This window comes from Streptomyces sp. DF42, assembly GCF_058267695.1.
In genome coordinates, this window is record NZ_CM177859.1 from 9,871,016 (window position 1) to 9,883,444 (window position 12,429).

Genomic DNA, 12,429 nt, shown 5'->3' on the forward strand with positions numbered 1-12,429 from the left:
GGGCCACCACGAAACTCACGGTGGAGAACGATGCCTGTCCTTCTTTGAGACCTCGCAGGTCAGAAGGAACTGAGGCATCCGCTCCACGCGTTCCAGACCCGGGGAGCGGTCCGCCCGGCTGGCCCTCGACGGAGTTCTCGCACCCGTGATCACTGCGGTCCATCCGCTCTCCGACGCCCTGGCCGCCCTCGCCGCCGTCGAGAACGGTCACACTGCGGGCAAGGTTGTCATCAAGGTGGCATGAGAAGTGCCTGGCCGCCGGCGCCGTCGACGATCTGCGGACTGACGAGAGCCCGAGGTCAGCGCATCACCAACTGAGCACGTTCACCTGCACGGGGTCGAGCACGTTCAGGCGTACGGGGTTGAGCACGTTCAGGCGTACGCCGACAGGCCTGGCCGGGTGCGTTGGTATGCGTGGGTGGGCTGGTGTTTTTTTTGGGGGGGATGAGGTTAGGCGATGTCGACGCCGTGGGCGCGGGCGAGGGCGTCGAGGCCGTCGGCCCAGCCCTGGCCGAGGGCGCGGAGCTTCCAGACGGGCTGGCCGGCGTGAGCGTGCCGGTACAACTCGGCGATGACCATGGCTTTGATGTGGGGGTCGGCGGGCGGGGCGAAGGTCCATGCGGCGCCGGTGGGGCAGTCCATGTCGAGGGCGGCATGGGTCAGGGCAGCGCAGGTCAGTCCGGTGTCGACGTCCATGTTGATGGCGATGGTGATGCGCTGGACCCGGTCGGGCAGGGCGGACAGGTGGAGGGTGGCGCGTTCGACGGTGTGCAGTCCTTCCTGCTGTTTGCCCAGCAGGCGGGCGGCGCCGTCGCCGGTGGCGGGCTGGTTGTAGAAGACGAAGTCGGCATCGCTGGCCACCCGGCCGTCGGTGGAGGTGAGGAAGAGGGTGAGATCGGCGTCCGCACCGGCGAAACGGAACGCGATCCGCAGGCCTTGCCAGGCTTCCTCGGGCAGTACCAGGGTCTGGCCGGCCACCAGCGCGGCCGGTGGAGGCGGCGGCGCGGACGACGGGAGCAACGGTGCTGGCGGCGCTGTGGTGGCGAGTGTGGAGTCCTTCCATTCAGTGAAGGGGGTGAGCCGGTAGGGGCTGTCGGCCGGGGCGCCGCTGTCGGGTGAGGTGTTGGCGCCGAGGGTGCTGTCGAGGTCGGCGAGAGAGGGCTCGCCGGATTCGGCCTCGTCCTGGGCGTTGTCCAGCAGGTCCTGCAGGCCGGGCACCCGGCCCGTATCCAGCGCCTTGAGGGTGCTGGAGTAGTTCCCGGAGGCAGTGGTGGTGACGGCGCAGGCGACGTCTTGGCCGAGATCCAAGAACCGCAGCGCGTCCTCGGCCTGACGCCAGACGGTGGCCTCGATCGCCTGACGCGTCCAGCGGCCATAGGCGACGAAACCGAGGCGCTGGGAATCGGGCAGGCGCGTCAGGACGGCGAGGTCGATGGCGGCGATGCCCGGGGCGGTGGCGAAGCCCTCTTTGAGGGTGGCAATGATGTTGGAGCCCATGGCGGTGAGCCACCACAAGAGCCGGTCGCGCTTGGTGAGGTTCTTCAAGGTCGGCCGCCCGCTGGAGGTCAGGCCGGGGGTCTGGGTGGGCAGCGTGTCGAGGTCTTGCTGCCGCATCAGCACGGACATCACCGAACCGTCCACGCCGACGGCGCAGCCGGCAGCCGGATTGTCGGAGAAGGCCGTGTTCACGGCCTCGCAGACGGTGCCCTCATCGTTGGCGAGCAGGGCCTGCCACCACCGCGCCGCCTCGCCGGCCACCTGGTCACGGATCGCGTGCAGACGCGCAATCTCCGCCGCCAGGTAGGCGGGAGCGTCCTGCTGGGCGCGCTGTTTGGCAGCGGCCCGCTCCGCCCTCGCCAGCCGGCCCACGCCCTGCAGATGGAAGACCTGCGCTTCGGCCAGCGCCCACGGCAGACCAAGCTGCGGCGCGTCCGGGATCTCGGGCGGATGCGCGGCGGGAAACGACTGCAGGTGGACCTCGGTCATCTGGCGCCGCAGCTCGCGCAGTTCAGCGATCGCGGCATCGCGCTGTGCCTCCTGCTGGGCCCGTTCCGCCTGTCGGCGCGCCCGCTCCAGATGCGCGGCCGACGGCGCAACCGTGCGCGACCGCGTGCTGCGTCGCGTACTGGTGCGTCCCCGGCTGCCTCGGAGGGAACTCGAGGCGTAGAACGGGCCGAGCCCGGAGGAGACCCGCGCACCGCCACTGCCGACACTGATCCGTGCTGCACGTGGACCGACCGAGGTGCGCACCCCGCGCGTCGAGACGCGCACACTCATCCCCGGAACACCCACACGGAAACCGAACCCCATGAGACCCACCCCTTTTCCCAAAGCAGAGAGTGTCGCACCGGTACTCAATCATCCCGGAAAGCCGCCCCCCGGATCACCGCGAGCCGTGCACGACGGCATCGTCAACACACGAGAGACAGCCGCGGCGCCTGACACGCGGCCAGATGCGCGATCGGCAGGCCGCGCGATGGATGGTGAACTCGTGAGCGGGTGGTGATCGCGGGTGGTTCCTGCGACGGGCGTCAGCAACGACGGTTCGGTTTGTTACTGACTTCCTCGGGTTGTTGTCGGCTGCTGAGTGAGGGTCAGTCCGGTGCCGGCCAGGCAGCCGTCGAAGAGGTCGGGGTGGAGCTGATATGGCCTAAGAAGCCGTATCTCAACCGAACGTGATCCGTTGATTTCTGCTAGTCAGGCATGGTGCAGCTCGGAATGAGAGAGGCATCCGGCGTCTTGTTTCCGCTCCGTGAGCGAGGGGTGCGCGATGGCGTCGGTGCTGGGAATGCTGGAGGAGCGGGAGACAACGGCCCGTGTGCGGGTGGAAGGGCTACGGGAGGAAGTCGCCCAGTTGGCTGAGGTGTTGGAGGCCGCCGAGATCGAGCTGGACCGGCGGGTGATCGCGCGGGAAGAGCTGGTCGAGGCCCTGGCAGCCTCGGCTGCCGAGACCACCGCCGGGACCGAGGCCGAGGAGAAAGCGGTGCTGTCGCTCGCGCCGGTGCCGGGCTCGACGGTGTCGCCCTGGCGGGAAGGGCTGCCGGTGACGGTTCTGGCGCCGGACTATCAGTGCATTCTGGGCGTGCTGGAACAGCAGCGATCCACGGGTCACGGACCGCTTCGGGCCAAGGAGATCGCGATGGAGCTGGGCCTTGACGCGACGCCGGCGAAGGTCGAGGGACTGCGGTCGAAAGCCCGGCGCCTGGCGGAGCGCGGGTGGCTCCTCCTGGAGGCGTCGGGGGCGTTCAGTGCCGGCCGGCGGACCGTGGCCGTCCCAGACGCCGGCTCATCCGCGTGACCATCGACCACCGGATCATCGCCTCGCTTGTGGCGGGCACGGTTTCTTAGTCCCGGGCCAGACGGCGGGAGTTCATCAGCCACGCGATCGTGCGCTCTGCCACCCAGCGCCTGGGCAGCACCACGAACCCTGCCATGTCGTCGGTGCGCTTGACGATCTCCAAGGTCAGGGCGAGTTTGTCCTGGCACCAGCCGACGAGGGAGCCGGTGTAGCCGCCGTCGGCCCACACGAGGGTGATGGCGCGGTGCAGACGGCGCAGCAGGATCAGCAGGACAGCAGGCCCGCCGCGCCGTCCCGGTCGCCGATGTTCGCGGCGGTGACCACGAGGGCAGGAGCAGGCCGAGGGTGTCGGTCACGATGTGCCGCTTTCGGCCCGGCACCTTCTTCCCGCCGTCGTAGCCGCGTGAGACGGCCGGCACCGTCGCGGCGGCCCGCACCGACTGCGCGTCGATGATCCCCGCAGTGGGCTCGGCCTCGCGGCCCTCGCGCTCACGGAGCGTCCCGCGCAGCCGGTCGTGGAACTCGGCGATCAGCCCGTGCTCGCGCCAGCGGTGGAAGAAGGCGTAGACCCGGGCCCGTGCGGGGAAGTCCGCGGGCATCGCCCGCCATGAGCTCCCGCCCGCGATCAGGTAGCGGATCGCGTCCAACAGCTGCCGGTGCAGTAGCCGTCGGGCCGTCCACCCCGCCCCTGGAACCAGGCCGGCACCGGCAGCAACGGCCGGACGGCCACCCACTCCGCGTCCGTCATGTCCGACGGATACCGGCGCACCCGGTCCGGACGGTCGGCCGCGTTGCCGTACACGTGCGCGAGGCAATCACACGACACGGCGGGCGAGTTGAAGTCAGCGTGCTCGGGCACGTACAACAAAGACAACAGGACCTCCGGGAACCACTCGGAACGGGATTGCACCCCCGAGCTATCAGGACGCCTTGCTTTCACGCGCGGAAACCGCCGCAGTCACCCGATCGAGACTCCCGTTCGATCGACAGCCTTCGAGATCGGTACATGCAACAACCACTTACGTGTCGGGATGCTCCGGCAGGGCGAGCCAGTCCGACCAGGAGATCTCGCGGCCGAGGAAGCGCGGCTGCTCGAACGGCCAGTCGGCGGCGATCCACTGCGGCACCAGCGCGTCGAGGGCCTGCTCGACCTTGCTGCCCACCAGCTCGTCCACCACCCACCAGGAGATCTCGCCGTCCGCGCCGGCCCTCTCTGGTGGGTCGATGTAGACACAGCCGAGCAGAGCTGTCTCCGCCGCGTCGAACAGCGCGTAGTTGAAGGACTGGTGTGCGGCGATTTCCTTCTCGTGCCGCAACAGGTCGGCCTGGTCGGCCTCGTAGGTCATGGTGGCCGCGGGCCAGCCCCAGGCCGGGCCGAAGATGGTCCACAGGCGCTCGCGCGAACCCATCACAGCCGGATAGTCGAGCGGGGTGTCCACCTCCCGGATCGGCCGCAGGTGATGGCCACCGCCCGCAGCGGTACCAGGACGGGGTGGACGAAGTCATCGGGAAGCCAGCTCATGGCGCCCGACCGTAACAGCGCGCGGCCGTCCGCTCCCCTGGATTTTCCCCGCGTACCGCCAGGCCCTGCTCTCATGCCGGGCAAGGCCCGCGATCACCCGATCGAGACTCCCGTTCGATCGACAGACTCCATGATCGGTATGGCAACGGCTTCTCATACCAGGGACAAGCATGTCGCAAGACCACTGACCATTCGGGCTGTTGCTGCCGCATCTCGATGAGCGCCAGCAGCGCCTGACGCTGGGCGCCGCGGCCCGCGTTCTGGGCCACGGCGGGATCCGCATGGTGGCCGGAGCGGCCGGGGTGGCGGAGTCCACGGTGGCGCGCGGGAAGCGGGAACTGGAGCACGCGCAGGAGCCCGCTGGCCGGGTCCGGGCACCGGGCGCAGGTCGGAAGCCCTTGCGGGAGGCCGATCCGGGGCTGGTGCCCGCGTTGCTGGTGCTGGTCGAGCCGGACCAGCGCGGCGACCCGGAATCTCCGCTGCTGTGGACGGTGAAGTCCACCCGGAATCTGGCGGCCGAGCTGACGCGCCAGGGGCACCGGGTCGCTTCGGACACCGTGGCGACGCTGTTGAAGGCAGAGGGCTTCTCCCTGCAGGGCACCTCGAGGACCACCGAGGGGGCCCGGCATCCGGACCGGGACGCCCAGTTCCGCTACATCAACGACCAGGCCACGGCGTACCTCGCCGACGGGCAGCCGGTCATCAGCGTGGATGCCAAGAAGAAGGAGACGCTGGGCAACTACGCGGTCATCGGACGCGAGTGGCATCGCGCCGGCCAGCCGGTGCAGGTCCGCGCGCACGACTTCCCCGAGAAGGGTGCCCAGAAGGCGGTGCCGTACGGGATCTACGACGTCGGCGCGGATACCGGCTGGGTGTCGGTGGGCTGCGACGGGGACACCTCTGCCTTCGCGGTGGCCACTTTGCGCCGCTGGTGGAACGGGGAGGGGCGCCGCCGCTACCCGCACGCTTCTCGCCTGTTGGTCACCGCCGACGCCGCAGGCTCCAACGGCTACCGTGTGCGCGCCTGGAAGAAGGAACTCGCCGATTTCACCTACGAGTCGGGCCTTGATGTGACTGTATGTCACTTTCCACCGGGAACATCGAAGTGGAACAAAATAGAACACCGGCTGTTCTCACAGATCAGCATCAACTGGCGTGGCAGGCCCCTGACCAGCCACGAAGTCGTCGTCAGCACCATCGGAGCGACCACGACACGCAGCGGGCTGTCCGTCCACGCCGAACTCGACCCCGGCGCCTACCCCACCGGCGTCACCGTCCCCGACACCGTCATGGAGCGCCTGCCCCTGACGCCGCACGAGTGGCACGGCACGTGGAACTACACGTTGCGCCCCGAACCGCTCGCTCCCGAACCACCCCCGCCCAGCACCGAGTGCGGGCGCTTTCCCACCGGGGACAAGCTCCCCGCCTGGCTCCGGCACCCCAGCCTCACCGGACTCGAGCCCGCCGCCTTTGACGATCTCGCCGTCCGCTACCGCGCCTGGCGTGCCGAGCACCCGCCGATCTTCCTGCCCGGGAAACGCCCCGACGGCGGCCCCGGCGCCGGCGGCAGACGGCTCTCCGTCTCCGACCAGCTTGTCGTCTTCCTCCTCAAGAGGCGCTGGTCCATGACGAACGCCGTTCTCGCCGAGGCGACCAGCCTGGCCAAGAGCAGAATCGGCGCGACCCTCCAGGAGGTCACCCCCGTGCTCACCGCGCTCGGGCACAAGGTCCCGGCCGGCGCCCTCACCGTGACCACGGCACAACAACTCGCCGCGATCGCCGGGCATGACCCCACCCTCCCGTAATCCCCACCAAGATCGACGAGTTATTGATCGGCAGGCCCCTGATCCGCCTCCGCTCGCTTCATGATGCGCGGTACCGCTTCGGGTGGGTGCCGCTCGGGCATGGCCGCCACGAGACTCACGGATATGATACGGGTCACATATGGGGGGCGATGTCACACCCCGGGAGCCGCTTTCCCTCTCATGGGGTGACGGTCGGCGACCGCACCCGGCGGACCATCCCTGCCGTCGAGGACGTCACAGCAAAGAGGAAGCGCAACCACCAAGGAGAGGGAAAGCATTGTGTTGAGAAGGCGACTCGCGGCCACCGCTTTCACGGCCGCCACCGCGATCACCGGCCTTGTCCTGGCCGCCACGCCGGCAGCCGCGATGATTCCGGTTGACCCTTCGGGAAGCACTATCCCGCTGCCGCCCCCGAGTCCTTTTCCGTCGACCTGCTCATCGGGCGAGGTATGTTTGTACTACAACTCAAATTTCCGTGGGGGAATGTACGAGCAGACCCACAATATCAGTGACTACACGAATTGCCGCTTCGGCGCGAGCAGCGCGACGGGAACAGCAGGGTTCGGGCAGAGCATCAAGAACAACGTCGCTTCTGTGGTCAACGGCACCAACTACACGTTCTATGTCTTCTACAACAGAAACTTCGCCGGGGTCTGGGCCGGGATTCCAGCGCACAAGGCCATGAACCTGCCCGCGGGAATCAAGGACGAGAACGCTTCCGGCGGGAATGCCAACTACCCGTATCCGTCGTCCGGTACCGGCTGCTGAGCGTCGCGGTTTGCCCGCAGGGCGGGTGTGCCCTGGGCGAGAGTCAGAGTGTGAGGCGTGGGCGGGCAATCTGCACGAACTCGTCGATGGCTTCCCACATATGCTGATTCTTCTCCTGGGCCTCCGGGTACCCAGCACCCCGTGTAGGTCTATGTCTTCCAGCTTGTCGGCGTACTGGATGTAGAAACTGTAGTCGGCGACGACAAACCCGGATCACCTTCAGCGTGCCTGCGTAGCAGTAGAAGAGGGCGAGCAGTCTCGCGACGATCCAGTAGGCGATGTTCATCAATCCGTTCATGGGCCACCGGTTTGCGGGGCCCGTCGATTGCGTCGATTGCCAGGGAAGCCTCTGGAGAAGGCCCGGTCCGTCGTCCGAGGGGGCCGGACGCGAAAGGCGGCAGCGCCACGGCCTCGCCGGCTGGAAGAAGGGTGGCTGGGCTGTTCCGTCCCGTTTGCTTCAGGCGAGTTCGGTGGCGGGCTCGGTCGCGTAGCGGCTCATCGCGTCGATGTTGGCTTGTCGCGTCAGCGGCCGGCCGTCGGCGAGTGCTTCCTGGAGGTCTCGGAAGTACTGCACGTACAGGTCGGGGGTGAATGTGCTGAGCATGACGGCGGGCCGGTCGGTCAGGTTGGCGAAGGTATGCGGGGTGCCTGGCGGAACCATCACGAGCGTGCCCGCGGTGGCGTCGTGGTCGTCGTTCCCGACGGTGAATCGCACGGTGCCGGAGAGGACGTAGAAGCCCTCGTCGTGTTGGGCGTGGCGGTGCTGCGGCGGTCCCTGGGTGTGCGGGGCGAGGACGGACTCGGCGATTGCGAGGCGGTGCCCGGTGTGGCTGCCGTCCTCCAGAACGCGCATGCGCGTGGTGCCCAGAACGATCGTCTCACCGTCGCCGTGACCCACCACCGATACAGCGGAGTGGGCCTGCGGCTCGCTGGTCTTTGCTTCTTCGGTCATGCTCACGAGTGCACCGCCGGGACCCCGCCAGTGTCCAAGACCTATCCCGCAGAGCCGATACCTCGTGGGTATCGTTGCAGCGTGGAGCTACGGACCTTGCGCTACTTCGTGGCGGTCGCCGAGGAACTCCACTTCGGCCGGGCCGCCACCCGACTGCACATGAGTCAGCCGCCGCTGAGCCGGGCGATCAAGCAGTTGGAGGCCGACGTCGGGGCCCTGCTCTTCGCCCGCTCGCCGGCCGGCGTCACGCTCACGCCGGTGGGCACGGTGCTGCTCGACGAGGCGCGAGCCCTGCTCGACCATGCCGACCGCGTCCGTGTACGCGTCAGCGCGGCGGCCGGCGCCGCGACCATCACCGTCGGCATCCTGGGCGACAGCACCGACCCGGGAGCGTCCAGGCTGGCCGCCGCCTACCGCCGAAACCACCCCGGCATCGACATCCGCATCCGCGACACCCAGCTGACCGACCCGACGTGCGGGCTGCGCGCCGGACTGGTCGACGTCGCCCTCACCCGGGCGCCGTTCGACGAGACCGCCCTGACGGTGCGTGCGCTGCGAACCGATCCGGTCGGCGTGGTCCTGCGCGCCGACGATCCGCTGGCCCGCCGCGACCGGTTGCGGCTGGCCGAGCTGGGCGACCGCCGCTGGTTCCAGTTCCCGGAGGGCACCGACCCCATCTGGCAGTCGTACTGGAACGGCGGCAGGCCGCGCGAGGGGCCGATGGTGCGCGCCGTTCAGGAATGCCTGCAGGCCGTGCTGTGGAACGGCACGGTCGGCCTGGCCCCCCTCGGGCACGACCTGCCCGCAGAGCTGGCCACGGTACCGCTGATCGACATGGCGCCGAGCCGAGTGGTGGCGGTATGGAACGAAGGTGACACCAACCCGTTGATCCGATCCTTCGTCGAGATCGCGACAGCCGCGTACGGCAACTGAGCGCTGGAAGGCTGCGCGACGCGAGCCGACCGCGGTCCTGGCTGGACCATCGGCGCATCGCCGCAGCCGAGCCGAGCGACGACCCGCGCGTGTGTCCGCCGGCCGTACGCGGCCAGCTCCTCCTGTTCCGCCCGCGTCGGCACCTCGCTCGGGAGCATGTCCGGCGGATCCGCGACCGGGACCTCGCCGACTACGACCGTCTGCAGGCCATCGCCATCGCCCAGGCCGCCGAGCAGGGGCTGAGCAAACAGTGGTGGCGGGTGGTCTGCTGGATGCTCCGGCTGGCCCTGGCCGTCCGGGACGCCGACGGCGAGGACCTGGTCGCCGAGGAACTCCTCGACGACCTGCCCCGCAGCCAGGGCGCGGTTGCCGACATCCTGCGCATGGCCGGTCTTCTCCGCACGCGCCGACTCCGCCCTCCCATCAACCCGCCCAAGCCGCACCGCAGTTGCCATACTGCGACTGCTGGGGATTCCGCTCGCTCTGCTCCGGCTGCAGTTGTTGGGGCAAGCACCCGGTCGGCGACTGCCACCGCTGCGGACGCCGCAGCGTCCCGCTGCTCGACGGCATCTGCAGGGCCTGCTGCCTCCACATCGACCACCATGGTCCCGGGGCCCGGCACGAGAGGTGGACCCAGCTCTGGTTCGGCGAGAGGACCTACCACCGACGCCGCCGACAAGCCTCGCTCGGCCGACTGGCCCCCGTCGTGAAGGCCGTCAGTTAGCCAGCAGAACTGGAACCTGAGAGGTGGGGCAGGTCAAACCTGTCACCTGAACCTGCAGCAGACCCTTTTAGAAGGCGGTTCCTCGGGGGACACCTAGCTGCGTGGTTTCGATGATGTGAGGCGGTGACGTGCAGGTGAGCGACGCCTTGCGTCGGTCGCGCCGTCGTCCGGGCGCCGGCTCCGGCGGCGGTCGTGGCGCCAGTCGTGGTCCGCGGCGGATGCGGTACGTCGTGCTCGGCAGCCGGCGGGCGCGCGGAGTCGGGACGGTGGCGGTCGCGCGCAGGGCGGCGACGGCGGTGCGCCCGGCCGTGGACGGCGTGACCGTCAGCCACGGGCTGAAGGTGGGTGCCGCCTACGCGTGGCGGCTGCTGGTGCTCGGGGCGGCCGTGTACGCGGGTTTCGTGCTGCTGGGACGTCTGCAGCTGGTCGCTGTCGCGTTGTTCCTCGCCCTGGTCGTCACCTCCGTACTGCGTCCCCTCGCCGATCTGCTGGCGCGGTGGCTGCCGCGGGCCCTGGCGGTGGTGGTGAGTGTCATGGGAAGCCTGCTGGTGCTCCTCGGGCTGCTGGCGCTGGTCGGCGAGCTGGTGGCGAGCGAGTGGGGCCGGCTGGGGCAGGAGTTCAGCGGGGGCGTCGGGCGCATCGAACGGTGGCTGCAGGGGCCTCCCTTCCATGTGAGTCCCGCGGTGACCTCGAACCTTCAGGACAAGGTGAACTCCTTCGTCTCCCAGCATCGCTCCGTGCTGATCAGCAGCGCCGTGAGCGGTGCCGGACGGCTCGTGGAGGTGCTGACTGCGGGGGTGCTCGCGCTGTTCTGCTCCCTGTTCTTCGTCCATTCCGGCGACCGGTTCTGGAGCTGGTTCCAGGAGTTGCTGCCGCAGCGGGCGCGGGACCGGTTCAACCGCGCGGGCCGTACGGCGTGGCGGACCTTCGCCGGGTACACGCGGGGCATCATCATCGTGGCGGCCAGCAACGCAGTGCTGGTCGGCGGCGCGCTGTTCGTGCTGCGGGTGCCGTTGGCCCTGCCGCTGACGTTGCTGGAGTTCTTCGCCGCGTTCATCCCGCTGGTGGGATCGCCCATCGCGTTGGGTGTGGCCACGGTGGTCGCCCTGGCGTCGCGCGGGCCGGCCATCGCGATCGTGGTCCTCGCGCTGATCGTCATCGTCGGCCAGATCGAGGGCCACGTCCTGCATCCGCTGGTGATGAGCTGGGCGGTCCGGCTGCACCCGGTCGTCGTGGCCGTCTCCGTCATCGCCGGCGCCCTCCTGGCCGGCGTGGTCGGCGCGGTCGTGGCGGTGCCCATGGTGTCGGTGGCCTGGGCGGTGCACGGCGAACTGCGCACCCCGCCGACCGCGCCGAAGCATCCGCGACCACGGCCGTGACCTGTCATTACCTGGGTAATCAGACGGCCTCTCTGTGTTGTGCAACTGACATGCGTCACTTCCTGCCGGCTCCCGAGCCGCATGACGTCAATCGCAAAAGCCATTCTCACCCTGGAGCGGCAACGCTGAAGAAGCTCCCTACGTTGTTCTGCGGGAGGTGGTGGGCCCTTCGTATGGTTCACCCACCCAGGGGCGCCAGGTGTGGTTGAAAAAGCTCTGCCGCTTGTGGCTCTCAGTGATTGGCCGCCCGGTGCCCCACGACGACTCGGCTGCCAATTAGGAATTGCGAATGATCGCTCTGTAGGGAATCTACAGCGAGGTCGTCCGTCGGGAGGCACCAGCACCTCACCTCATGGAGGCACCACATAGCCGCGATCTGGGTCGGCATCGACGCAGGCAAGACCCATCACCACTGCGTCGCGATCGACGAGAGCGGCCGTCGGCTGCTGTCCCGACGCGTCGCCAACGACGAGCCTGAACTACTCGAACTCCTCGCCGACGTCCTGGCCCTGGGCGACGAGGTGAGCTGGGGCATCGACCTTGCCGACGGCGGAGCCGCCCTCGCCATCACGATCCTCCTCAACCACGACCAGCCGGTGCACTACATCTCCGGCCGGGCCATCCACCGCGCCTCCGAGAGCTACCGAGGCGAGGGAAAAACCGACGCCAAGGACGCCGTCGTCATCGCCGACCAGGCCCGCATCCGCCGCGACCTGCACCTCTTACGCGCCAGCGACGGGACCGTCACCGACCTCAAGATCCTCACGGGACGGCGCCTCGACCTGGTCGCCGACCGCACCCGCACCGTCAACCGCCTGCGAGCCCAGCTCACCAGCGTCTTCCCCGGCCTGGAACGGGAGTTGGACCTGGCCAACACCGGCCCACCCAGTTACTGACCGGCTACCAGACCCCGGCGGCCACCCGCCGAATCGGCACCAAGCGGCTGGAGACCTGGCTGCGCAACCGGCATGTCGTCCGCCCTGGCCAGCTCGCCGGGATCGCCGTCCAGGCCGCCGTGGAGTACCTGATGCCGGCGTTGCTGAATATG

10 protein-coding genes and 5 pseudogenes are annotated in these 12,429 nt (G+C 69.0%); 8 read left to right on the top strand and 7 right to left on the bottom strand.

The features are described 5' to 3' along the window. Window positions 1–76 precede the first annotated feature (76 nt). Window positions 77–244 (top strand): zinc-binding dehydrogenase, encoded by a 168-nt coding sequence (locus ACYUED_RS45430; RefSeq protein WP_491294744.1) that lies wholly within the window; start codon window positions 77–79, stop codon window positions 242–244. A gap of 206 nt (window positions 245–450) precedes the next feature. Here the strand turns inward: ACYUED_RS45430 and ACYUED_RS45435 are convergent, their stop codons facing one another. Continuing rightward, window positions 451–2,277, bottom strand: a complete 1,827-nt coding sequence (locus tag ACYUED_RS45435; protein ID WP_491290224.1) for a TerD family protein — start codon at window positions 2,275–2,277, stop codon at window positions 451–453. Window positions 2,278–2,770: 493 nt separating this feature from the next. On the opposite strand from ACYUED_RS45435, the gene ACYUED_RS45440 reads away from it, so the two are divergent. Beyond that, window positions 2,771–3,298 (top strand): hypothetical protein, encoded by a 528-nt coding sequence (locus ACYUED_RS45440; protein WP_491290225.1) that lies wholly within the window; start codon window positions 2,771–2,773, stop codon window positions 3,296–3,298. A 46-nt stretch (window positions 3,299–3,344) separates the two neighbouring features. Here the strand turns inward: ACYUED_RS45440 and ACYUED_RS45445 are convergent. The 4 genes and pseudogenes from ACYUED_RS45445 to ACYUED_RS45460 all read right to left on the bottom strand — a co-directional run. Then, a pseudogene (locus tag ACYUED_RS45445) lies at window positions 3,345–3,581 on the bottom strand (transposase); the annotation flags it as partial. 109 nt (window positions 3,582–3,690) lie between these two features. Then, a pseudogene (locus tag ACYUED_RS45450) lies at window positions 3,691–4,032 on the bottom strand (transposase); the annotation flags it as partial. Continuing rightward, window positions 3,924–4,157: a transposase gene (locus ACYUED_RS45455; RefSeq protein ID WP_491290226.1), complete on the bottom strand. Its 234-nt coding sequence runs from the start codon at window positions 4,155–4,157 to the stop codon at window positions 3,924–3,926. The gene ACYUED_RS45455 and the pseudogene ACYUED_RS45450, both read right to left, overlap by 109 nt. Window positions 4,158–4,317: 160 nt before the next feature. Continuing rightward, window positions 4,318–4,820: pseudogene (locus ACYUED_RS45460) on the bottom strand (GNAT family N-acetyltransferase). Window positions 4,821–5,017: 197 nt separating this feature from the next. Between ACYUED_RS45460 and ACYUED_RS45465 the strand changes: the two are divergent. Both ACYUED_RS45465 and ACYUED_RS45470 read left to right on the top strand, forming a co-directional pair. Next, entirely contained in the window at window positions 5,018–6,625 is a 1,608-nt protein-coding gene (locus ACYUED_RS45465; RefSeq protein ID WP_491294745.1) for an ISAzo13 family transposase, read from the top strand. A 366-nt stretch (window positions 6,626–6,991) separates the two neighbouring features. Next, window positions 6,992–7,393 (top strand): peptidase inhibitor family I36 protein, encoded by a 402-nt coding sequence (locus ACYUED_RS45470; RefSeq protein ID WP_491294746.1) that lies wholly within the window; start codon window positions 6,992–6,994, stop codon window positions 7,391–7,393. A gap of 208 nt (window positions 7,394–7,601) precedes the next feature. On the opposite strand, the pseudogene ACYUED_RS45475 reads toward ACYUED_RS45470, so the two are convergent. Both ACYUED_RS45475 and ACYUED_RS45480 read right to left on the bottom strand, forming a co-directional pair. Beyond that, window positions 7,602–7,679, bottom strand: a pseudogene (locus tag ACYUED_RS45475) (DoxX family protein); the annotation flags it as partial. A gap of 171 nt (window positions 7,680–7,850) precedes the next feature. After that, window positions 7,851–8,345: a cupin domain-containing protein gene (locus tag ACYUED_RS45480; protein ID WP_491290227.1), complete on the bottom strand. Its 495-nt coding sequence runs from the start codon at window positions 8,343–8,345 to the stop codon at window positions 7,851–7,853. 81 nt (window positions 8,346–8,426) lie between these two features. On the opposite strand from ACYUED_RS45480, the gene ACYUED_RS45485 reads away from it, so the two are divergent. The 4 genes and pseudogenes from ACYUED_RS45485 to ACYUED_RS45500 form a co-directional block, all read left to right on the top strand. After that, on the top strand, window positions 8,427–9,278 hold the full coding sequence (locus ACYUED_RS45485) for a LysR family transcriptional regulator (protein WP_491290228.1): 852 nt from the start codon (window positions 8,427–8,429) through the stop codon (window positions 9,276–9,278). An 89-nt stretch (window positions 9,279–9,367) separates the two neighbouring features. Further along, entirely contained in the window at window positions 9,368–9,988 is a 621-nt protein-coding gene (locus ACYUED_RS45490; protein ID WP_491290229.1) for a hypothetical protein, read from the top strand. A 232-nt stretch (window positions 9,989–10,220) separates the two neighbouring features. Beyond that, a complete protein-coding gene (locus ACYUED_RS45495) occupies window positions 10,221–11,381 on the top strand; it encodes an AI-2E family transporter (RefSeq protein ID WP_491290230.1) in 1,161 nt (386 codons plus the stop codon). Between the two features lie 365 nt (window positions 11,382–11,746). Next, window positions 11,747–12,396: pseudogene (locus ACYUED_RS45500) on the top strand (IS110 family transposase); the annotation flags it as partial. Window positions 12,397–12,429: the final 33 nt, after the last annotated feature.